This window comes from Streptomyces apricus (genome assembly GCF_008369065.1).
Taxonomy (GTDB): Bacteria; Actinomycetota; Actinomycetes; order Streptomycetales; family Streptomycetaceae; genus Streptomyces; species Streptomyces apricus.
In genome coordinates, this window is sequence record NZ_VDFC01000006.1 from 43,946 (window position 1) to 64,434 (window position 20,489).

Consider the following 20,489-nt stretch of genomic DNA (forward strand, 5'->3'; position numbering starts at 1 on the left):
CGGCGCGGTGGGTGTCGGTGTCGATGCGGGTGCCGATTCCGACGAAGACTTCCTTGCTGACGGGCAGACAAGCACACGAAGACCGTCCGCGAGGACCGTCCGCGAGGACTCCTCAGCTGGATACACCCGATACATCCGATACATCCATGCGCTGTGTGCCGATGACCGACAGCAGTCGCAGCGCCTCCTGCGCGGGAGAGCCGGGTTCGACCGTGAAGAGCACGACCTGCTGGTCCCGGTCGGCGATGTCGAGGAAGGTGCAGTTGAGGGTGATGGGACCGATCAGCGGGTGGTCGACGGTCTTGAGCAGGGTGGGCTCGGGGCGCACGTCGTGCGCGGCCCACAGCCGGGCGAACTCCGTGTTGCCCGCGAGGAGGTCGCCCACCAGCGTGGCGACCTCGCGGTCGTCGGGGTAGCGGGCGGCGGCGGCGCGCAGGCGCCGGACCGCGGCGCGGGCGAAGGCCTCCGCGTCGAACGGGTCGTACGGCGGCCGCTCCCGCGAGGGCGGTGCGAGGTAGACACGGCGCACGAGGTTGCGCTCGCGCCGGGGCACTGGGGAGAAGTCCTCCAGGAGGGCGGCGGCCAGATCGTTCCAGGCGATCACCTCGTAGGTCGCGGAGAGCACGATCGCCGCGGTGTGCGGCAGCCGCCGCAACAGGTCGAGGATGCTTTGCGGCACTTCACGTGAGGGCCCGGCCGACGGGCCGGGCGGCGCACCGGCGAGGTGGTGCAGATGGTCCCGCTCGGCGTCCGACAAGCGCAGGGCTCGGGCCAGGCCGGCGAGTACCTCGCGCGAAGGGCGCGGACCGCGGGCCTGCTCAAGACGCGTGTAGTACTCGGTCGAGATGAACGCCAGCTGCGCCACTTCCTCGCGGCGCAGCCCAGGTGTGCGTCGGCGCGGCCCGACGGGCAGACCCACGTCGGCAGGGGCGATGTGCTCGCGCCTGCCACGCAGAAAGCCGGCCAGCTCTTGTCTGTCCATACCCCCAGTGTGCGTGGGTGCTGTGGGGCTGATCCAGGCACCGCCAGTGCCTGGATCAGCTCCGCAGCCGGGCGCAGGCTTGCTGCCACGGACAACGCACAGATCACCGTTGACGGCAGTCCCCGCCGCCGGGGGCCTGCCGTCAACGGTGATGTGTACCCGTCCCGTCCCGGCGAATTTCCCGGCCGGCGAATCATCACTCATCGAACAGAAACGGACAGGCATCATGATCAAAATGGTGATGACGTTGAAGCGTCGCGAAGGCATGACTCATGACGAGTTCACCCACTACCAGCGGAACGTCCACCGACCGCTGCTCATGTCCATCCCGGAGGCGGAGCAGTACATCCGCCGCTTCGTGGTGTCATATCCCGTCCCCGTGCCGAACTGTCCCGAACCGGACTACGACTCTGTGGTCGAGACATGGTTCGACACGATGGACGACCTCAACGCGCTCCTCTTCAGCGAGAACTTCCTGAAGACCGTCGACCCGGACCACAAGAACTTCGTCGACTTGAACAGCTTCGGAAGCATCATCTCCGAAGAGGAGGTCGTCATCGGCGCCGACCTCACGGGGTGAGGGGACCGCCGGCCGCGCGCCACTCGAAGAGCCCTCTGCTCATGTTGGCTGCTTCGAAGCCGTTCTCCATGAGCAGGTTGGCGGCTCCCGCCGAGCGGATACCGCCGGTGCAGAAGGTGATGAGCAAACGGTCCTCGGGCAGTTCAGGCAGACGCGCCGACAGCGTTTCGGGCGGCAGGTGCACGGCGCCGGGGATATGAACCCTGTTCCACTGGTACGTCCGCGATCACGCCATCCCGTCGTTGTCCTTCAGGCAACGCGGGCCGCGGCGAGGCCGGTTGAGGTCGGCGCGGCCCGCGTGTCAGCGGTCGAGCTTGAGTGCGCCGTGGCCGACACGGGTCGTCTCGGCGATGCTGCGGATCAGGTTCAGCAGGTCCTCGTGCAGGCGGTCGGTCATGCGGCCCTCGGCGACACTGCGTTCGAAGGACCGGTTGACACCTCTGATCGCCGCACGACCGGCGGCCTCGAACGGGTCCTGCTGATCGGTGCCGTCGAAGGGGAACTCGGCCCCGGGGGTCCGGCGCGACACCTCGACCTCGGCCAGGGCGGCGACGCCGGGATTGGCGAGCGTCATCGCGCGGGTCAGCGCCGCCTCCTCGTGGTCGAGGTGGTCACGTAGGTCCCGCCACCACTTGTCGACGAGCTCGACGAAGCCCACGGACGGATCAGCGTGGTAGAGCGCGATGAGCCGCTGCTCGCGTTCGGCCGGCCACTCGGTGACGAAGTCGAGCTTGGAGGGGAAGTAGCCCGTCACCGTTCGCGGGGCGACCTCGGCGGCCGCGGCGATGTCGGCGATGGTCGTCCCCTCATAGCCGTGTTCGACGAACAGGCGCAGAGCGGTGTGCAGGATGTGGCGCCGACGGCGCGCCTTGTTCCGCTCCCGCAGTCCGGGACCGTTGCCTGCCGTCACCGTGGCCTCCCTCTCCCCATTCGTCATTACGCGATTCTTGCCATACGCAGCATACACACCTCACCTAGCATAAATGCCTCCTTGCGCAAACTTGCCTTCGATGGCAAGATTTTCATTGCCGGTTCAACAGTGTCCGAACGGACGGCAACTGCCTGCGGACCGCGCGCACATAGGAGATGGTCTTGAACACTGCATACGCCGACGCATCCGGGTTCCCGGTCGGTGATCCGACGTCGATCCTGAGCTACAGCCCCGTCGTCCTTGACGTCCCGGACAGACCCGTCCGGCTGGAGCTCAAGGTCACGGCGCCCGCGACGGGCACCGGGCTCCCGGTCATCGTGTTCTCCCACGGGCACGGCGGCGCGAACTTCCTTTCCTCGCTGCGCGGTTACGGCCCGCTCGTGGACTTCTGGGCCGCCCACGGGTTCGTCGTCGTGCAGCCGACGCACCTCGACTCCACCGTGCTCGGACTGCGCGAGCAGGACCTGCCCGACGCGCCGCTCTTCTGGCGCGACCGAGCCCTCGACATGCACACCGTCCTGGACCGCCTGCCGGAGATCCTCGGCGCCGTTCCCGGACTGCCGGAACGCGTCGACACCAGCAGGATCGCGGCGGTCGGCCACTCACTGGGCGGCCACACGGTGTCGTTGCTGATGGGCATGCAGGTCCTGCAACCGCAGGACTCCCGGGAGAAGGACCTGTCGGACCCACGCCTGACGGCAGGTGTCGTCATCGGGGGCCCCGGCATCGCCGACGAGCACTTCGGTTCGTGGGCCAGGGAGAACTACCCGTCGCTGCAGTACCCCGACTTCGCGACGATGACCGGCACCACGCTGGTCGTGGCCGGCGACGAGGACCTGAACCCGAACTTCTCCAGCCGCCTGAGCTATCGCTGGGACGCCTACACGCACAGCCCGGGCGGCAACAAGACGCTTCTCATGATGCGGGGAGCCGGGCACCTGTTCGGCGGGATCTCCGGCTACGACGCGGCCGAGACCACGGACGAGAACCCGGCCCGCGTCGCCGCACTGCGCGCACTGATCCTGTCGTACCTGCGCTCCCAACTCCTCGGCGACCGGTCCTGGGAAACGGCGCTCGACGTGCTCTCGTCCCTGCCGGAACCTCTCGCCACGGTGGAGACCAGGTGAGTACGCGACGTCGCCCTCACCAAGAGCCGAGAAGGAGCAGTCTGTGAACATCGCCGTCCTCGGAACCGGCAAAGTCGGCTCCGCGCTGGGCGCGCGCCTGGCCTCACGAGGCCACCGTGTGCTCTACGGATCCCGGACGCCCGCAGGAGCGGACCGGCTCGACCACCGCAGCGCCGTCGCCTCCTCCGACCTCGTCGTCACCGCCCTGCCCGGCGGCGACGTGCTCGACGTCCTGGGCGAGATCGGGGAGGAGGCGCTGGGCGACAAGATCCTGCTCGACCCCTCAGCGACGATCACCCCGCAGACCGCCATGGGGCACATCAGCGCCGGGGCGGCCGCCCAGGTCCAGAGACGCTTCCCGCGTACACGCGTGGTGAAGACCCTCAACACGATGAACTTCACCATCATGGTCGACCCGCTCGCATCGGTCCCCGCGGCCACCGTCTTCGTCAGCGGTGACGACGCCGCGGCGAAGACGGTGGTCACCGCCCTGCTCGGCGACCTGGGCTGGCCCGACACCGGCATCATCGACCTGGGCGACATCGACACGGCCACCGCGACCGAACAAGCCGGCTCGCTGTACTTCGCAACCGTACGGGCCCTCGGCGATGCGAGGTTCAACCTCACGGTTTCGCGATAACAGGGGCAGCGCCGGAGCGCGGAGTCGGTAGGACAGCACCGCAACGCGGACCCGGTACGAGATGAGACGTGGCCGGTGCATGCCGCTGATCGGCGCCGGCGCATCGGGCAAGTCCACCCTCGCCGCACGGCCCACCGAGGCGACGTACGCGAGGGGCTGAGTGCGGCAACGCTTGACCGGACGCCTGCGTCCTTCAGTACTCAGGGTGCGTCGGCGTGGGTCATGGCGCGACCTGAGTGGTGGGGAAGGCGTGGMGCCGGGCCCCGGCGACGACGAGCAGACTGACTGCCCCGAGGCCGGCGGCCGACGCGGCGACCACAGTGACGCCCCAGCTTTGCAGCAGGAGACCGCCGACGATGCCGCCGAATGCCATCGCGGTGTTCCAGAGCGTGACGAGGACGGCTTGCGCGATGTCGGCGGCAGCGGTGCTGTGCCGCATTCCGGCCTGTCCGGCTGCGGTTTGCAGCAAGGTCGGGGCGCCGCCCCACCCGAGGCCCCAAAGAACCGCGGCGACCCAAACGATCGCGTGAGTTGCGGTGACGGCAAGGGCCGCGGTGGCGAGAGTGAACAGCACCGCGCCGATGATCATCAAAGTCCTTGGCCGGCGGTCGACATGGCGACCGACGTACCAGATGCTCACCAGGCACGCGACGCCGAAAGTAAGGAGAACCGCGTCGGTCGCCGACCCGAGCCCGGCGTGCTGCAGATAGGGAGCGATGTAGGCGTAGATGATCGTGTGCCCGAGAACGAACGTCGTGACCGTGACCATGACCGCCACGACACCGGGTACCGCCAGGGTCTGCCGCAGGGGCGACTTCGCCGATCCCGGTGCAAGGCCCGAACGGTCTATGTCAGCTCGCTCAATGACGGGTTGCCCCACGCCGGGGACGGACAGGCCGATCCAGCCGATGACGGCAAGAGTGAGCAGGGAGACGGCGCCGAACGCCGCCCGCCATCCCACCTGTTCACCGATCAGCGTGCCGGCCGGAACCCCCCGGGGACAACGCCACAGGGATCCCGGTCATCGCCACTGCGATGGCGCGCCCTTCCGAGCCGGCAGGCGCGATTCGACGGGCGTAGCCGGCGAGGATCGCCCACGCCAGGCCCGCGGCCACTCCGGCGAGGAACCGGCCCGCAAGCAGGACGATGTACCCCGGTGCGGCCGCAGTCAGGGTGTTGGCCACCAGGAAGACGGCCATGGCGCCGAGCAGCAGTGGTTTCCGCGGAACGGATGCTGTCGCCGTGGCGAGCGGGATCGCGGTCAGCGCCGTACCGGCCGCGTAGACGGTGACGGCCTGGCCGGTAGCACCTGAACTGGTGCCCAGCGAGGCCGACATCTCGGGGAGCACACCGGCGGGCAGGGTCTCGGTCAAGCTCGTGATGAAGACGGCGGTCCCCAGTGCCAACAGCGCCGACCAGGGCAAGCCGGCCTGTCGCGTACGAGACGGTGCGTCAGAAGACGTGGTGGTCATGGACCGAATCCTGAAACCTTCACATAGGTGTGATGGTCAAGCAGAGGTGCGCCGAGTAGTTTCGGCGGGTGTGAGGATCGGTGAACTGTCGCGACTGACGGGTGCGTCCCGTCGGCTGCTCCGCTACTACGAGGAGCAGGGACTGATCGTCCCGGACCGGCGTGCGAACGGGTATCGGGAGTACGACGACCGCTACGTGGACCGGGTCAACCAAATCCGTGGCCTGCTGGATGCAGGGCTCCCCACCCGCATCATCAAGCAGATCCTTCCGTGCCTGGACAAGCCTCGATCGATCCACTTTCCCGATGCGACACCGGAGATGCTCGCCTTGCTGACCGCCGAGCGGGACCGGCTCACCGAGCGGATCGACGTACTCATCCGCAACCGTGATGCGATGAGCGAGTACCTGACCGAAGTCGCAGGATGCCGGGCGCTGACGCCTGGCGGTTCTCACGGGACACCGAACTCCGTGTAAGCGGTGTAGCAGAGCTGCGGTGTTAGGGCGAGCGAGTGCCGTTGCCAGTGCCAGTGCCAGTGCCACGAACGGGACGAGTGCGGCCTTGCGTATCGCATCTCCTTTTGATTCCTGCCGGGGTCTTGCCCAACAGTCGATACGGGCTCCTGTCGGCCCTCACGCACAGCGGCTGGGTGCCTTTGACGAAGCTACCGTCGCTCCCCCCTATCGATTCAGGAGTGTCGTGGCGAACACGAACGCCCGCGTCGTCATCCAGAGCGACCCCGGGCTGGCGGTGATCGGGCTCGAGACGGCCGTCAGGCCAGCAGGATGCCGCGCAGGTTGGGCACGAGGTGCCGTACGAGCTGTTCGTCCGACATCTCGGCGAGCGGCCCATGTCCGAAGATGTACCGGGAGAAGGTCACCCCAGTCAGATAGGCGCCCACGGACGCCACCCGTTCCTCCAGTTCGGGGCCGGGGATCACCTCCCGGTACATCTCCAGGCTGTCCTGCTGCATCGCGGTGAACAACCGCTTGGCGCTCTCCTCCTCCGAAGCCACCGCGCGCAGCATGGCCACGAACGGGTCGCTGCCTCCGCTCTCGGCCATGCGCCGGACGTAGGACCGTGCGATGCGCACCGGCAAGGTCTTGGGGTCACCGGCCACCTCCGCCATGAGCGTGCGGGGACTGGGCACCGCGGCAAGGAACAACTGCTCCTTGGACGTGAAGTGCCGCAGCACGAGGCCGTGGGTCACTCCGGCCCGGCGTGCCACATCGCGGACGGTCGTCTTGGCGTAGCCGCGCTCGGCAAAGGCGGCCCGAGCGGCTTCGAGGATCGCGGCTCTGCTTGCTTCGGGGTCCCGTCGGCGCTTCTTGGCCGGAGCGGCGTCCGGATCGGCGCGGGGAGGCGGTGGCGTATCCATTCCATAAGTGTACGTTCGGTTATTTGAATTGGGTCACCGTTGCTTGTGGCAGAGCTATGAGGTTGCCCCATGGCGGTACATAACCTTCTGAATCTCCATGTTACGCATCCCCGTAAGTATCCACCTGGACATTAAGGCGTCAGATCGCTACGTTCTAATGACCAATCGGATACTAAAAAACCCGTCCGTTCGGCGGCCGCACCGTTGCCGCTGCTCGCTGCAGAGAAGGAGAGCCAGCCATGGCACTCGAACCCCTCACCCCGGCCAACACCACGGTCGTTCTCGTCGACTACGCCGTGGGTTTCGCGAACCTCCTGCGCTCCCACGGCCTCGCGGAGCACATGAACAACGTCGTGGGCCTGGCGAAGACCGCGAAGTGGTACGAGAGCGGCCTGGTGGTGACCAACGGTCAGTCCAGCAAGCCGTCCGGCCCGCTGTACCCGGAACTGCTGGAGGCCATCGGTGACCAGCCGGTCATCGAGCGCGCGGTCGACTTCAACTCCTTCCTGGACGAGTCGTTCGCCGAGGCGGTCCGGGCGCAGGGCCGGCAGAACCTGGTGATCGGCGGCATCGCCACCGACGGGTGCGTGCTGCAGACCGCGCTGGGCGGCCTGCGCGAGGGCTACCGCGTACACGTGGCGGTCGACGCCTCCGCCAGTCCCTCGCTGGAGGCCCACAACGCGGCGGTGCAGCGCATGGTCCAGGCCGGTGTCGTCCCGGTTACCTGGTTCTCCCTGGCCGCCGAGTTCCAGCTCGACCCCAAATTCCACGACGCTCCGCACCGCATGCGCCTGATGATGGAGAACGTGCCAGCCATGGCAATGAGCGCCCGCTCCTTCGGCAACGCCCTCGAACTGGGCAAGCGCACCGCGGCCTGAGACCACTGACCGTGAGTGGGAGGAGGCGGGGCCCCCCCACACACACCACGCCCCCGATTCCATCCGCGCCCTCCCTGTCGTCCCTGCCCGTGTCACCCCCGCCCCTGTCACCCCGGCGTCCGCTGCGCCTGGCGGCGCTCGTCTCCGCGCTGGTCGCGCTCCTGGCGGCGCTGCTCACCGCACAGACCGGGACGGCGGACGCCGCGACCGGCGCCGTCCTGCGCGACGGCACCGGCTTGTACCCCCGGGCGATCCGCCTCGCGCAGAGCGGCGGCGCCAACGGCCGCGTCCTGGCGTCGGTGGTCACGTTCTCCGGGAACGACGGCCTCGGCGCCGTCTACGAGAGCACCGACTCCGGGGCGTCCTTCCGCCAGGTCGGCTCGGTCGGCGACCCGGAGGCGGCGGGCGGACAGGGCCTGTGCTGCTCCACGCTCTTCGAACTCCCGCGGCAGATCGGCAATCTGCCCGCCGGCACCCTGCTGTGGGCGGCCTCGGTCGGCCAGGACGAGACGAACCGGCGCATGGCGCTGCGCGTCTTCAGGAGCAACGACGTGGGCCGTACCTGGAGCTACCTCTCCACGATCGCCACCGCGGGCAGCACGGGCGGCCTCTGGGAGCCCGAGTTCTCCGTGGACGCCTCCGGACAGCTGGTCGCGCACTACTCGGACGAGACCGACGCGGCGCACAGCCAGAAGCTGATGGCCGCCCGCACCGCGAACGGCACGACCTGGACCGGCCACCACGCCACCGTCGTCAGCCCCCTCGTCTCCGACCGGCCCGGCATGGCGGTCGTCCGCAAGCTGGGCAACGGCACCTGGTTCATGTCGTACGAGATCTGCTCGGCCCCCGGCCAGTACCAGTGCGTCGTGCACTACCGGACCTCGGCCGACGGCTGGGACTGGTCGAGCGGGCCGTTCCTCGGGTACCGCCCGGAGACGGCCGACGGCAAGTACTTCAAGCACGCCCCGACGGTGGCCTGGGCGCCCGAGGCCGGCAATCCGCTGGGGCGGCTCTTCCTGATCGGCCAGGTCCTCTACAACAGGGACGGCACGGTGGCCGCCGGCAGCGGCCGGACCGTGTGGGTCAACAGCACGGGCGGCACGGGCGCGTGGCGGGAGATCGCGGCACCCGTCACCGTCGAGTCGACGGTCGTGGACTACTGCCCCAACTACAGCTCCGCCCTGCTGCCTTCGGCGAACGGCACGAGTCTCCTGGAGATCGCCACGGACTGGTCGGGCACCACCTGCAAGCCGTACTTCGCCACGAAGACGGTGCCCGCGGCCTGAGCGCACGCCACCGGCCCGTCCTGTGACGGAACGAGTGGTTTGGGCTCCCCGTCCGTGTGAATGCCCTGGCGGCGCGACGATCGTGTGCCAAGCATGATCGCGATGAGTACACACGACACGAACGCACCGGACGACTCCCCGCTCCCGTCCCCCCGTACGCCCGGAGCGCCGCCCACGCGGCGCTCCGTGGTGACGGCGACCGGTGCCACGGTCCTGGCCGCCGGGCTCACCGGCGCCGTCGCCACCACCGCCACGCCGGCGACCGCCCTGAGCCCCGCCGTCGTGCCGCAGGCGGCGCCGGCCGCGGCGCCGCCCGGCACGGATCCCGCGGCCTACACCACGGTCGCCCGCGCCATCGTCGTCTACGACGAGCACGACAAGCCCCTCGTCCCGTCCTACTTGAAGGCCGTCGAGAACGGCCTGCCGCCGAGCCGGGCCAGGGCGTCGAAGCGGGTCCTGATCGTCGGGGCCGGGCCGGCCGGACTGCTCGCCGCCGACCTGCTCAACCGGGTGGGCCACGACGTCGTGGTGATCGAGGCCAACGGCAACCGCGTCGGCGGCCGCGTCAAGACCTTCCGCAAGGGCGGCCACGAGAACGGCGAGCAGCCCTTCGCCGACCCGAGGCAGTACGCCGAGGCGGGGGCGATGCGCCTGCCCGACAGCCATCCGCTCCTGATGGCGCTGATCAAGAAGTTCGACCTGCCCCGCCAGGAGTTCCTGCTGGTGGACGTGGAGGTGGACCATCCGGAGCGGCGCGCCAACCGCGCCTGGATGCACATCAACGGCGTCCGCATGCGCCGGGCCGACTACGAGAAGCACCCCGAGAGGATCAACGACACCTTCGGCGTCCGGGGCGCCGACCGTACGAGGACCGCCGCGGCCGTCCTCGCGACCGCCCTGGAACCCGCGCACCTGCTCATCCGCGGCAAGGAGGGCACGGCCCTCGTCGAGGGGTGGGTCAAGGTCCTCAAGCGGTACGGCCACTGGTCCATGTACCGGTACCTCACCGAGGCCGCCGGGCTGGACACCAGGACCATCGACCTGATCGGCACCGTGCAGAACCTGACCTCGCGGCTGCACCTGTCCTTCCTGCACAGCTTCCTGGGCAGCGCGCTGATCGACCCGAAGACCAAGTTCTGGGAACTCAAGGGCGGCACCGCGATCCTCGTCGACGCGCTGTACGCGCCGGTGAAGGGGAAGGTGCGGCTCGACCGGCGGGCCGTGCGCATCGAACGCGGCGACGGCGGGGTGCGGGTGCACACCGTGTCGGAGGACTGCCAGACCGGCGACGGAGGCGTCACGGAGGTCTTCGAGGGCGACGAGGTGATCGTCACCGTGCCCTTCTCCGGGCTGCGCCACGTGGCCTTCGACCCGCCGCTGACGTACGGCAAGCGGCGCGCCATCACGGAACTGCACTACGACGCCGCGACCAAGGTGCTGCTCGAATTCTCCCGGCGCTGGTGGGAGTTCACCGAGGCGCAGTGGAAGGAGGCGCTGGACTCCGTCGAGGACGGCCTCCACGCCCGGTACCGGGCGGGCCGGGTCCGGGACGGCAGGCATCTCGGCGCGCACGCCTCCGTACGGGACCTGGGGGTGACCCTCCCCGAGGACCTGAAGAAGTGCTTCAGCGCCTTCCGGCCCGCCTCGGGCGGCGATCCCGGGGCCGCCCACGTCCGCGGCGGCGGTTCGGTGAGCGACAACGCCAACCGCTTCATGTTCTTCGAGCACGCGCATCCGATGGAGGGCAGCGACGGCGGTGTCGTCCTCGCCTCCTACAGCTGGTCCGACGACGCCCTGAAGTGGGACGCGTACGCCGACGAGGAGCGGTACCTGCGGGCGCTCGCCGGAGTGCAGGCCGTCTTCGGGCGCCGCTGCGAGGTGTTCTTCACCGGCAGGTGCAGGACCCAGTCGTGGATGCGCGACCCCTACGCCTACGGCGAGGCGTCCGTGCTCCTCCCCGGCCAGCACACGGAGCTGTTCCCGGACATCCCCGGATCGGAGGGACCGCTGCACTTCGCGGGGTGCCACACGTCGGTCAAGCCCGCGTGGATCGAGGGCGCCCTGGAGTCCGCCGTCCGTACCGCGCTGAAGGTCCACACCGGCTGAGGCCGCCGGTCACGGTGTCAGGCAGGCCTGTACGGCGGGGGCGTAGCGGGTGACGATGTCGTCGAGGGGGGTCGCGCGCAGTTCGCCGCCCCGCGCGATGCCGTACATCACGCCCAGGCCCAGCAGCATGCTCACGGCCAGTTCGGCGCGCAGGCCCGCGTCGGGGCCGTCGAGGCGCAGGGCGAGCCGGTCGCTCACCTGGGTGCGGAAGTTGGTGCGGAGCGTGTCCCCCTGGCTGCCGTGGAACGGGGCGAAGACGATGCGCAGCAGCGGGTCGGCGCCCCGTTCGCTCTGGCTCACCAGGACGTGGCGGACCATGTGACGCCCGAGGTCCGCCACGGGTGCGTCGAGCAGGGCGGCGGCGTCCTCGTCGAAGGACATCACCTGGGCGAAGAGGGCCTCCTTGTTGCCGAAGTACTTCATGATCAGGGGCGGGCTGACCCCGGCGCGCTCGGCCACGGCCTTGAGGGTGATGTCGCCGTGGGCGTGCCGCGCGAGGAGGTGGCGGGCCGCGCGCAGGATGGCCGCCTTGGTGGCTCCGGCGTCCCGGCGGCCCGGACCGCCGTCGGGGGCGGCCGGCGCGGACGTGGCGGCAGGCGCGTTCGGGGACCTCATGACTCTCCTGCTCCCTCCAGCAGCGGGTCGGCGGCCCGTCCGCGCCGCCGCGACGGCCGCCCCGCCTTCGCGGGCCCGTCCCCCACCGGTATCGACAACGCCATCACACATGCGGCCAGGGCGACCGCCCCGGCCGTCGCGAAGGCCAGCAGGTACCCCCGCAGGGCGGGCAGCGGCAACCCGCCGGCCGGGTGGGTGTGGTGCACCAGTATGGCGGCCACGGCCGCGCTGCACACAGCCTGGCCGATGGTACGCATGAGGACGTTGACCCCGCTCGCGGAGCCGGTCTGCGCGGCGGGCACGGCCTTCAGGATCAGGGTGGGCAGGGCGGAGTAGGCGAGGGCCGTGCCGGCCGACACCACGGTGCCGCCCAGGACAATCACCCACAGGTCACGGCTGTCCGCGATCCGCGTCACGTACCCGAGCGCGATGACGGCGGCCCCCAGCACGAGCGTCACCCGGGGGCCGCGGGCCGTCGAGATGCGCGCGGAGACCGGCGACAGGAGCAGCATGGTCAGACCGCTGGGCAGCAGGCACAGCCCCGCGCCCACGATCGACAGGCCGAGCCCGTAGCCGGTACTCGTCGGTGCCTGCACGAGCTGCGCCGTGACCAGGGAGTTGGCGTAGAAGGAGAACCCGACGAGCAGCGCGGTCAGATGGGGCAGCGCGACGCGCGGGCGGACCGCCAGCCGCAGGTCGACCAGCGGCCGCCCGGTCCGCAGCTGCTGCCACCACCACAGGGCCAGTACGAGCAGGAAGCCCGCGAACAGGGAGAGCACCGGCGCGCTGGTCCAGCCCCACTCCCCGCCCTGCGAGACCGCCAGCAGCAGACAGGTCAGCAGGGTGGCGAGGCCGAGGGCGCCCGGCGTGTCGAACCGGCCCGGCTGCCGTACGGGCGACTCGTCCACCGCCCATCCGGCGAGCGCCAGCCCGGCCGCCCCGAGCGCGGCCGACACCCAGAACAGGGTGTGCCAGTCCGCGTACCGGACGATCAGCGCGGCGAGCGGCAGGCCCAGGGCCGCGCCGATGCCGACCGTGGAGCTCATCAGGGCGACGGCGGAGACGGTGCGCTCGGGCGGCAGCTCGTCCCGGAGGATGCCGATGGACAGCGGCACCACGGCAGCGGCGGCGCCCTGCAGCGCCCGGGCCGCGATGAGCACCCGGATGTCCGAGGTCAGGGCGCACATCACCGAGCCGGTCGTCATCAGCGCGAGGGCCAGGAGCAGGACGCGCTTCTTGCCGTACATGTCCCCGGCGCGGCCCAGGACCGGGGTGAGCACCGCGCCCGCGAGGAGGGTCGCGGTGACGGTCCACGACACGGTGGCCGCGCTGGATCCGGTGAGCCGCGGCAGGTCGGGGAGCAGCGGGACGACGGCGGTCTGCATGACCGCCATCAGGATGCCGCCGTAGGCGAGGACCGGGACCGTCAGGCGGGCACGCAGCCTCTCCATGGCACTTCCCCCGAACGCGATACAGAAAGAGGTGAACAGCCATTCACCTTATCTGGTGAATGGCTGTTCACCAACCCTGCGGAAGCGTCGGTGAATTACTTTTCACTTGTCACTGCTGGGCGTTGCCGTCCGTCGGGCGTCCAGATCCTGGATCGTCCCGCCGACCTTCGCGCGCAGGGGTTCGAGCATCTCCGGCTTCGCGCTGATGGCCCACTGCGGGCCGACGAGGTACGTGCCGCCGTAGATCGCCGCGCTGTCGAGCCAGGTCAGCTTGTACTTCTCCGCGGGGAAGGTCGTGATGAGGTAGTCGCCCCCGGGCGTGTGGCAGACGCCCTCGCGCAGTTCGTCGGCGTCGGTGCGGATCTTGACCTTGCAGCCGGTCAGGCCGGCGATCACCTCGACCTTCGCCGGCGCCACGACCCCGGCCGAGGGGGCGGACACCGCGGAGGTCTCCGTCCGGCCGCCGTCCGGGGAGCCGTCCCCGCCCCCGTCACAGGCGGCGGCGAGCGGCAGCAGGGCCAGGCCGCCGGCCAGTGCGGCGCCGCGCGCCCTGCGGGCGGCAAGGGTGCGGCCGGTACGTCCTCGCTGTGGCTGGTGTGGCACGTGCCTCTCCGTATCCGTGCTGGTCCCGCGCCGGTGGGCGGGGTTCCAGGGGTGGTACGGAGAGGGCGCGCCGGGTGTTCACTCCCGTGAGGGCTAGCTGAACGGGTCGAGCGTGATGTACGCCGTCTGCGGGTTGCCGTCGTTGACGAGCGACTCGTGGGCGCCGACGTCGTCGAAGGCGAAGCCGTACGCCTTGCCGTCGGCCATCTGCTCGTGGATCTTCTTGGAGTAGTGGTTGGTCACCGCGTCCTGGTAGAAGCTCCCGGAGCCGCTGTCGGGCTGGTTGGGGTTGGTCAGGAGCGTGGAGCGGTTGTAGCCCGCGCACAGGGTGCGCGAGATCGGGCCGCGCACCAGGTCGTTCGGCGCGTCCAGCAGCTTGTAGCAGCCGAAGACGCTGTCCGAGTCGGGCTTCTGGAACGAGGTGACGACGGCGCCGGAGCTGTTGGTGAAGTTCATGACGTTCCCGGAGACCCGGCCGAAGTACTTGGTGCCGGGCTGGTCCGCGAACGGGGTCACCGTCAGCGTGGAGGAGGCGTACTTGGTCCACACCCGGTTGATGTAGTCGTTCATGACGGTGCTCGGCAGGGCGCCCGCCTCGATGCCGTGGCCGGGCGCGAGGGCGCGCAGGATCGTGCCGTCGGAACGGGTCCTGATGAGGCCGGCCCAGCCGCCGGACTGGCTGCGCAGCGAGTTGAAGAAGGCCGTGTAGCCGCCGGGCTTCAGGTGCCCGGTGGTCTTGACCGTGCCCGCGGCGGTCTTGACGCCGACGGCGTAGGGGGCCGAGAACATGTCGACCTGGGTGCTGTTGATCCACAGGCCGGCGTCGTTGAGGGTGTACTCGGTCCAGTTGAAGAGGATGTTCGCGTTCGGGTCGGAGGGGTTCTGCACCGCGGGCTGCACCAACCCGCCCGTGGTCAGCTTGAAGACGAGCTTCTGGCCGTAGGAGAAGTAGACCCGGCCGGAGAACTTCGGCATCCGGATCGTCTTGGTCTGGCCGTTGGCCGGACCGGCGATCGACGCGTCCGGGGCGGGGGTCGGCGGGTTGCCGCCCGCGGGCCAGGCGTGGAACGTGCCGTTCGCGTCCGCCCAGCCCTGCTGGCCGGTCGAGAGCAGGGTCCCGATCACGTAGACGTAGACCTGGTCCCCGCGCCCCGAGTTGTTCTTGAGTTCGAGCGGGATGGTCGTCGGGACGGCGGCCTCGGCGTGGGACACGGGGCCCACCGCCGTGAGTCCCGTACCGACGGCCGCCGCGGCCACCAGCGCCACCAGCGATTTCCGTAGGGCAAGCATGCTCGTCCTCCTGCCAGGTGGTGTCGTCTCCACCGGGGTTGACGTACGACGGATGGACGGACGGTCGGGAAGCCGCGTCCCGCCACGAGGGGGATGAAAGGAAGCGGACTCTGTCGGTCCGTGAGAGCGCTCTCAGAGTGCCTGCGTGAACAGGACACGTCAAGGTCTAGACCAACATCGGCAGCATCGTTACGGTGGCCGGATGGACCGAGGTGACCAGACGCGTGAAGAGGAGCGACGACCTCACTCGTCGTCGTTCGGCACGGCGGCGGTCGCGTACGCGCGGCACCGCCCGGACTACGCGCAGGCCGCGGTGCGGTGGGCGCTCGAAACGGCGCCCGGCCCGCGCGTGCTCGACCTCGGAGCGGGCACCGGCAAGCTGACGGCGGCGCTGGTCGCCTTGGACGCCGAGGTCGTCGCGGTCGAGCCCGATCCGGCGATGCTGGCCGAGCTGCGCCGGGCGGTGCCGGGGGTCCGCGCCCTGCCGGGCAGCGCCGAGTCGCTCCCGCTGCCGGACGGGTCCGTGGACGCCGTGCTCGCGGGCAACGCCCTGCACTGGTTCGACATGGCCGTCGCGGGACCCGAGATCGCCAGGGTCCTCGCGCCCGGCGGTGTCCTGGCCGGCCTGTGGAATCTCCTGGACGACCGGGTCGACTGGGTGGCCGGGCTCGCCCGGGCCGCCGGGAGCGCGGCCGTGGGACCGCGGGACACGCCCGCGAGCTGGCGGGCGCAGACGGCCGGCATGCACCTTCCGGGGGCCGGTGAGCCTGCTCGGTTCGGCGCACCGGAGCAGGCCCTGTTCCCGCACGGGCAGCGCCGCACCGCCGACTCCCTGGTCGCCACCCTCGCGACGCGCGCGGGCCTGCTGGTCATGCCGGATCAGGAGCGGGAGGCCGCGCTGGACCGGATCCGCGCCTTCCTCGCCGGCCGGCCCGAGACCGCGCGCGGCGGGTTCACCCTCCCGATGCTGACCGGGGTGCTGCGCGTCCGGCGGCTGTGAGGGGCCGCTCAGTCACGGACGAGGCGGCGCAGTGCGAGGCGCGCCAGGGGTGCGTAGGCGACCAGGACGGGCAGCGGTCCCCGCATCACGAGCCGGGTCTCGGTGCCCGCGCCGGTCCTGACGCCGGTACGGGTGCCGGTCGTCCAGGGGAGCACGTCGTGCTTCAGCCACACCCGCACCGGTCCCAGCCGCACGCGCCAGCTCCAGCTGCGCCGTTCGGGGTCCACGTCCTCGATGACGAAGGCGACGCCGATCCGCAGCACGGACTCGACGCGCCCGCGGACCCCGGGCGCGATGCACGCCGCGTCCGTGTGCACCGCCCTGATCTGCGGCGACCAGCCGGACCACTGCTGGAAGTGGGTGTAACGCCGCCACACGGTCCCGGTGGAGGCGGGCCCGATGGCCCGCAGATTCACGGTCGCCATGAGCAGGCCCACGAGGCGAGGGGTCCGGCCGGCGCGCGGCCGTCCGGCACGTGGCGGGCCGGCGCGCGGCCGTCCGGCGCACGACCGGCTGATACGCGGTCTGCTGGCACGTGGCCAGCAGGTGCGCGGCCGACCGGTGCGCGGTCTGCCGGTACGCGGTCTGCTGGCGCACAGTCGACCGGTGCGCGGTCCGCCAGCGCGCGGCTGGCCGGTGCGCGGTCCGCCGACGCACGCCCGACTGGTGCGCGGCCCGCCAGCACGTGCCCAGCCGGTGCGCGGTTCATCGGCGCGCGGCCAACCAGCGTGCGGTCCGTCACCGCGCGGCCAGCTGGTGCGCGGCCCGCCAACGCACGGTCGACCGGCACGCGGCCCACCGGCGCGCAGCCGGTGTAGGCCCGCGTCGTCATCCGGTGCCGCCCCTGAGGTAGGAGTCCAGGGCCTTGCCCGGGCGGAAGGCGATCGTGTCGTCGGCGCCGTGGAAGTCGCCGAAGCTGCCCAGGACGACCCTCTCCCCCGTCCTGACCGCCTCGGCGATCAGACCGGGGTGTTCCACGGTCCCGAACAGCGCGTCCAGTACGCGCTCCACGTCGTGCGGCGCGAGCGCCCCGTCGTCCCCCGCGGCCCCCGTCCGGCTCGCGGTGTCCTCGATCAGCTGGTGCTTGTCCATGTGCCGAACCTGTGTCCCGTCCTGGGGCTCGAACGCCCGCGTACCCCCTTGTCCTGGCGTACCCGGGCCTCCGAGGAGCGGAGTGCTTCCCCACCACGATCACGGGTGCGGGCGTTCGGCGCACCTTGCCGGCGCCGGTCGGCGGACGGCGCCGCGGTGCGGTCCGTCAGCCGCGGGCCATCGCTATGGAGCCCGCGAGGCGGTCCCCCGCCTCGTAGATCATGTACGGGACCCCGCCGTCCGTGCCGAACGACGGGGCCGCGGCGCGCCCGCTCTCCGGCGCGCTCGACACCGAGTTGTAAAAGACGCCCAGGTGCGTACGTCTGCTGAAGTCGTTGCCGACCTCGGTGATCATCAGGTCGCCGCCGCTTCCCTTGTCCTTGTTGTAGACGACGTACGTGCTGCCGTTGCGGTACAGCAGGTGCGGACCGCCGATGTTGACGGCGCCGACGTCGCCGTGCCGTACCAGCGGCTGCTGGTCGAAGGTCCAGGTGCGCCCGTCGGCCGACCAGCCCCAGTGGATGTCCCGGTGGTTGCTGGTGTTGTTCAGCATGAAGACCATGACGAAGTGGGCCCCGCGGGACGGCAGTTCGTGCGGGAAGACCCGGGCGTACGAGGTCTCGGTCGTGCCGCTGGGCAGCATGGACGTGGTCAGGACGACCTTGTCGTAGGTGAAGTCGATGCCGTTCTTCGACCGGGCCAGCCGCGTCGTGGTGTTCTCGCCGTGGAAGTACATCCACATCTCCTTGAGGCCCTCGTGCCACATCACGTGGGCGGAGGCGACGTGGCTGACGGAGTAGTGGGGCTGCCAGGTGTTCGCCACGATCGGGTTGTGCGGGTACTCCGTGAAGGGGCCCTCCAGGGAGTCGCCGTACGCCAGGCAGATGCCGCCGGGCGCGTCGTGCGGCCCGTAGTACAGGTAGTACCTGCCCAGGGGGTTGGCGATGCGGCCCGCGGTGCCCCGGATGCACGGGAAGATGATCTCGCCCGTCGGGTTGTACTTCAGCTGGGACGGCTTGAGCAGGGTGCGCACGTACCTGTAGTCCGGGAAACCGCCGGGCGTGGCGGCCACGGCGGCCACGGCGGCTGCCTCCGGGGCGAGGGCGGACGCGGCCGGGGCGGTGAGGCCGCCGACGGTCAGGGCGGCGCCGGTGGCGGCACCGGCGCGCAGGAACAGACGACGGCCGGGACGCGGCTCGTTCATGGTCGACTCCAGGGGAGAGAGGTCGGGACCGGGGGTCGGAGAGGGGTCGGGACCGGAGGTCAGAGGTAGGTGGCGGCGGTGACGCACAGCCCGCCCAGGGCGACCGCCCACACGTACGGGAGGGTGCGCACCATGACCTGCTGCGGGGAGACGCCGGCGTACTGGGCGGCCCACACCGTCTGGGTGCTGGTCGGGTCGGCGACGCCGAAGACCTGGTTGTACGAGGTGGCCATGCCCAGGACGACCGCGGCGGGATAGATCCCGGTGGAGATGAGGACGCCGGCGATGCCCGCGCCCAGTCCGAACACGTTCAGCGGCCCGCGGTAGAGGCACAGCGGCACGAGCAGGGTGAAGACGCCGACGAACAGGACGGCGTTCTGCGGGCTGACCGCCTTCACCAGTGGTTCGAGCGCCTCGACCGCGCCGGGGAGCTTCACCGCGGCCAGCAGGACGCCGATGGCGATGAACAGGGCGATCGGCGGGGCGGCCACCTCGAATCCGCCGTACAGGGTGCGCAGCAGGCGCTTGTTCATCTCGCGGGGGCGGGTGGTGGTGACCAGCGCGTACAGGACGCCGGCCAGCAGGGAGGGGATGATGGCGAGTTCGAAGCCCAGGGCGAGGATCAGCGGCACGGCCGGGGTGAGCAGCGCGTACCAGGGGGCGTCGCCGAGCCGCTGCCGGCGGCTGGGTGAACGGGGCTTGTCCTGCACGGACTTGAGGGACCAGGTGTGTTCGACGCCCCGACGGCGCGACTCGACGACCACGTACAGGACGGCGGCCACCAGGGCGAACGGGAAGAGCTTCACCATGAAACCGCGGACGGTCGGCACGGGCAGTTCGAGCGCGGTGGAGAAGAACTGCCACAGGGGCAGCTCGAAGGGGATGCCGACGGCGATGCCCATGAGGATCGTCCCGGCGGCGGTCACCTTGGGGATGCCCACCGCGATCATGGCCGGGATGCCGATGAGGCCCGCGAGCATCGCGGCGGGCGCCGATCCGGTGACGGTCCCGACGAGGGCGGAGACCGCGAGCACGCCGAGGGCCACCACGACCGGGCGGTCGCCGCCGAACTCGACGATCTTGCGGACGAGGGTGCCGGCCACCCCCGTCTCCTCCAGCAGCTTGCCGAGCCAGGAGCCCAGCACGATGGCGATCATCGTGGCGGCCAGGGCGGGCGCGCCCTCCTGGAGGACCGTGTCGAGGACGCTGTTCTCGCCGGTCAGCGGGGCGCCGGCGACGAAGGCGATGACGACGGCGAGCAGGACGAGCGCGAACGCCGTGGGAAGTTTGCGGGTGAGCATGGCGGCGACGCCCGCGGCCATGACGAGCAGGATGACGACACCCATGGCTCAGTTCTCTCTTCCGGGTGCGCCGACCGCGGCGGCGAGCGCGGCGGTCAGCAGGAGGGGGCTGCGGCCGAGTCCGCAGACGGTACGGGCGTGGGCGTGGGCGGCGATCTCCTCGGCCCCCGCGACATGGGCGAGGACGCGGAAGCGGCCGAGCCGCAGTGCGGTGTGGCCGATCGCCTCCTTGAGCGCGGTCCGGGTCGCCCGGTGGTGGAAGTGCTCGTGCGCGCTCTCGTGGGCGAGGGCCGCGGCGCGCACGGATCCCACCGGGTACCAGGAGCGCCAGCCGAGTTCGTCGATCAGCCGTTCGGCGCGGTCGACGGTGTCGGTGCAGATCTCGACGGTGGCGGGACGCGAGGTGTAGCGGGCGAGCAGCAGCTCGTCGAGTCCGTCGTCGCGTTCCACGATCCGGGCGGTGCGGGGGCCGGGTGCCAGGGCCGCGCCGAACGCGTCGGCGGCCTCGGCCCAGCGGCGCAGCAGGGCGGGGTCCCGTCCCTCATGGGTGGGCG

The 20,489-nt window shown here is 70.7% G+C and carries 20 protein-coding genes and 2 pseudogenes; 8 read left to right on the forward strand and 14 right to left on the reverse strand.

Translation table 11 applies throughout. From position 1 onward, the window contains the following. Positions 1-112: 112 nt before the first annotated feature. Entirely contained in the window at positions 113-982 is an 870-nt protein-coding gene (locus tag FGF04_RS02635; protein WP_149509559.1) for a helix-turn-helix transcriptional regulator, read from the reverse strand. A 109-nt stretch (positions 983-1,091) separates the two neighbouring features. Here FGF04_RS02635 and FGF04_RS02640 point away from each other — a divergent pair, with 109 nt between their 5' ends. Continuing rightward, positions 1,092-1,562, forward strand: coding sequence for an EthD domain-containing protein (locus tag FGF04_RS02640; RefSeq protein ID WP_235882147.1), 471 nt, complete (start codon positions 1,092-1,094; stop codon positions 1,560-1,562). On the opposite strand, the pseudogene FGF04_RS02645 reads toward FGF04_RS02640, so the two are convergent. Then, positions 1,552-1,767: pseudogene (locus tag FGF04_RS02645) on the reverse strand (rhodanese-like domain-containing protein); the annotation flags it as partial. The gene FGF04_RS02640 and the pseudogene FGF04_RS02645 sit on opposite strands and share 11 nt — an antisense overlap. 96 nt (positions 1,768-1,863) lie before the next feature. Beyond that, positions 1,864-2,472 (reverse strand): TetR/AcrR family transcriptional regulator, encoded by a 609-nt coding sequence (locus FGF04_RS02650; RefSeq protein ID WP_235882148.1) that lies wholly within the window; start codon positions 2,470-2,472, stop codon positions 1,864-1,866. Between the two features lie 176 nt (positions 2,473-2,648). On the opposite strand from FGF04_RS02650, the gene FGF04_RS02655 reads away from it, so the two are divergent. Together FGF04_RS02655 and FGF04_RS02660 are read left to right on the forward strand one after the other, a co-directional pair. Then, on the forward strand, positions 2,649-3,620 hold the full coding sequence (locus FGF04_RS02655; RefSeq protein ID WP_223146336.1) for an alpha/beta hydrolase family protein: 972 nt from the start codon (positions 2,649-2,651) through the stop codon (positions 3,618-3,620). Positions 3,621-3,663: 43 nt separating this feature from the next. After that, positions 3,664-4,260, forward strand: a complete 597-nt coding sequence (locus FGF04_RS02660; protein ID WP_149509563.1) for an NADPH-dependent F420 reductase — start codon at positions 3,664-3,666, stop codon at positions 4,258-4,260. A gap of 220 nt (positions 4,261-4,480) precedes the next feature. Here FGF04_RS02660 and FGF04_RS02665 read toward each other — a convergent pair. Then, a pseudogene (locus FGF04_RS02665) lies at positions 4,481-5,732 on the reverse strand (MFS transporter). A 70-nt stretch (positions 5,733-5,802) separates the two neighbouring features. On the opposite strand from FGF04_RS02665, the gene FGF04_RS02670 reads away from it, so the two are divergent. After that, entirely contained in the window at positions 5,803-6,207 is a 405-nt protein-coding gene (locus tag FGF04_RS02670; RefSeq protein ID WP_149509564.1) for a MerR family transcriptional regulator, read from the forward strand. 296 nt (positions 6,208-6,503) lie between these two features. Here FGF04_RS02670 and FGF04_RS02675 read toward each other — a convergent pair whose 3' ends face one another. Continuing rightward, on the reverse strand, positions 6,504-7,109 hold the full coding sequence (locus FGF04_RS02675) for a TetR/AcrR family transcriptional regulator (protein WP_149509565.1): 606 nt from the start codon (positions 7,107-7,109) through the stop codon (positions 6,504-6,506). A gap of 239 nt (positions 7,110-7,348) precedes the next feature. Here FGF04_RS02675 and FGF04_RS02680 point away from each other — a divergent pair, with 239 nt between their 5' ends. The 3 genes from FGF04_RS02680 (at position 7,349) to FGF04_RS02690 (ending at position 11,379) form a co-directional block, all read left to right on the forward strand. Next, entirely contained in the window at positions 7,349-7,987 is a 639-nt protein-coding gene (locus tag FGF04_RS02680) for an isochorismatase family protein (protein WP_149509566.1), read from the forward strand. An 89-nt stretch (positions 7,988-8,076) separates the two neighbouring features. Beyond that, on the forward strand, positions 8,077-9,273 hold the full coding sequence (locus FGF04_RS02685) for an exo-alpha-sialidase (RefSeq protein WP_235882149.1): 1,197 nt from the start codon (positions 8,077-8,079) through the stop codon (positions 9,271-9,273). A gap of 102 nt (positions 9,274-9,375) precedes the next feature. Beyond that, positions 9,376-11,379 (forward strand): flavin monoamine oxidase family protein, encoded by a 2,004-nt coding sequence (locus FGF04_RS02690; RefSeq protein ID WP_235882150.1) that lies wholly within the window; start codon positions 9,376-9,378, stop codon positions 11,377-11,379. Positions 11,380-11,388: 9 nt separating this feature from the next. Here the strand turns inward: FGF04_RS02690 and FGF04_RS02695 are convergent, their stop codons facing one another. From FGF04_RS02695 to FGF04_RS02710, 4 genes are all read right to left on the reverse strand, one after another. Continuing rightward, the gene (locus FGF04_RS02695; protein WP_149509568.1) at positions 11,389-11,994 is read right to left on the reverse strand and encodes a TetR/AcrR family transcriptional regulator; all 606 of its coding nucleotides are present in this window, start codon (positions 11,992-11,994) and stop codon (positions 11,389-11,391) included. Next, positions 11,991-13,445: an MFS transporter gene (locus FGF04_RS02700; RefSeq protein WP_149509569.1), complete on the reverse strand. Its 1,455-nt coding sequence runs from the start codon at positions 13,443-13,445 to the stop codon at positions 11,991-11,993. The genes FGF04_RS02695 and FGF04_RS02700 overlap by 4 nt, the downstream gene beginning before the upstream one ends. A 102-nt stretch (positions 13,446-13,547) precedes the next feature. Next, positions 13,548-14,048 (reverse strand): hypothetical protein, encoded by a 501-nt coding sequence (locus FGF04_RS02705; RefSeq protein WP_149509570.1) that lies wholly within the window; start codon positions 14,046-14,048, stop codon positions 13,548-13,550. A 93-nt stretch (positions 14,049-14,141) separates the two neighbouring features. Next, a complete protein-coding gene (locus FGF04_RS02710; RefSeq protein WP_149509571.1) occupies positions 14,142-15,338 on the reverse strand; it encodes a glycoside hydrolase family 64 protein in 1,197 nt (398 codons plus the stop codon). Positions 15,339-15,540: 202 nt separating this feature from the next. On the opposite strand from FGF04_RS02710, the gene FGF04_RS02715 reads away from it, so the two are divergent. Continuing rightward, positions 15,541-16,338 carry a class I SAM-dependent methyltransferase gene (locus tag FGF04_RS02715; protein WP_149509572.1) on the forward strand — a complete coding sequence of 266 codons (798 nt, stop codon included), beginning with the start codon at positions 15,541-15,543 and terminating at the stop codon, positions 16,336-16,338. An 8-nt stretch (positions 16,339-16,346) separates the two neighbouring features. Here the strand turns inward: FGF04_RS02715 and FGF04_RS02720 are convergent, their stop codons facing one another. The 5 genes from FGF04_RS02720 to FGF04_RS02740 all read right to left on the reverse strand — a co-directional run. Further along, entirely contained in the window at positions 16,347-16,763 is a 417-nt protein-coding gene (locus FGF04_RS02720) for an SRPBCC family protein (RefSeq protein WP_149509573.1), read from the reverse strand. Between the two features lie 403 nt (positions 16,764-17,166). Beyond that, positions 17,167-17,430, reverse strand: a complete 264-nt coding sequence (locus tag FGF04_RS02725; protein ID WP_149509574.1) for an HU family DNA-binding protein — start codon at positions 17,428-17,430, stop codon at positions 17,167-17,169. A 166-nt stretch (positions 17,431-17,596) separates the two neighbouring features. Continuing rightward, positions 17,597-18,634 carry a glycoside hydrolase family protein gene (locus FGF04_RS02730; RefSeq protein ID WP_149509575.1) on the reverse strand — a complete coding sequence of 346 codons (1,038 nt, stop codon included), beginning with the start codon at positions 18,632-18,634 and terminating at the stop codon, positions 17,597-17,599. A gap of 59 nt (positions 18,635-18,693) precedes the next feature. Then, positions 18,694-19,980, reverse strand: a complete 1,287-nt coding sequence (locus FGF04_RS02735) for a TRAP transporter large permease subunit (RefSeq protein WP_149509576.1) — start codon at positions 19,978-19,980, stop codon at positions 18,694-18,696. Positions 19,981-19,983: 3 nt separating this feature from the next. Continuing rightward, the coding region (locus FGF04_RS02740) for a hypothetical protein (RefSeq protein WP_149509595.1) at positions 19,984-20,489 on the reverse strand (506 nt) is incomplete at its 5' end.

What these genes read in the sequence shown, in the direction of transcription:
- FGF04_RS02735 (WP_149509576.1), bottom strand. Translation starts at nt 19,980, where the DNA reads ATGGGTGTCGTCATCCTGCTCGTCATGGCCGCGGGCGTCGCCGCCATG.
- FGF04_RS02725 (WP_149509574.1), bottom strand. Translation starts at nt 17,430, where the DNA reads ATGGACAAGCACCAGCTGATCGAGGACACCGCGAGCCGGACGGGGGCC.
- FGF04_RS02720 (WP_149509573.1), bottom strand. Translation starts at nt 16,763, where the DNA reads ATGGCGACCGTGAATCTGCGGGCCATCGGGCCCGCCTCCACCGGGACC.
- FGF04_RS02715 (WP_149509572.1), top strand. Translation starts at nt 15,541, where the DNA reads ATGGACCGAGGTGACCAGACGCGTGAAGAGGAGCGACGACCTCACTCG.
- FGF04_RS02655 (WP_223146336.1), top strand. Translation starts at nt 2,649, where the DNA reads ATGGTCTTGAACACTGCATACGCCGACGCATCCGGGTTCCCGGTCGGT.
- FGF04_RS02700 (WP_149509569.1), bottom strand. Translation starts at nt 13,445, where the DNA reads ATGGAGAGGCTGCGTGCCCGCCTGACGGTCCCGGTCCTCGCCTACGGC.
- FGF04_RS02695 (WP_149509568.1), bottom strand. Translation starts at nt 11,994, where the DNA reads ATGAGGTCCCCGAACGCGCCTGCCGCCACGTCCGCGCCGGCCGCCCCC.
- FGF04_RS02675 (WP_149509565.1), bottom strand. Translation starts at nt 7,109, where the DNA reads ATGGATACGCCACCGCCTCCCCGCGCCGATCCGGACGCCGCTCCGGCC.
- FGF04_RS02635 (WP_149509559.1), bottom strand. Translation starts at nt 982, where the DNA reads ATGGACAGACAAGAGCTGGCCGGCTTTCTGCGTGGCAGGCGCGAGCAC.
- FGF04_RS02690 (WP_235882150.1), top strand. Translation starts at nt 9,376, where the DNA reads ATGAGTACACACGACACGAACGCACCGGACGACTCCCCGCTCCCGTCC.
- FGF04_RS02680 (WP_149509566.1), top strand. Translation starts at nt 7,349, where the DNA reads ATGGCACTCGAACCCCTCACCCCGGCCAACACCACGGTCGTTCTCGTC.
- FGF04_RS02730 (WP_149509575.1), bottom strand. Translation starts at nt 18,634, where the DNA reads ATGAACGAGCCGCGTCCCGGCCGTCGTCTGTTCCTGCGCGCCGGTGCC.
- FGF04_RS02710 (WP_149509571.1), bottom strand. Translation starts at nt 15,338, where the DNA reads ATGCTTGCCCTACGGAAATCGCTGGTGGCGCTGGTGGCCGCGGCGGCC.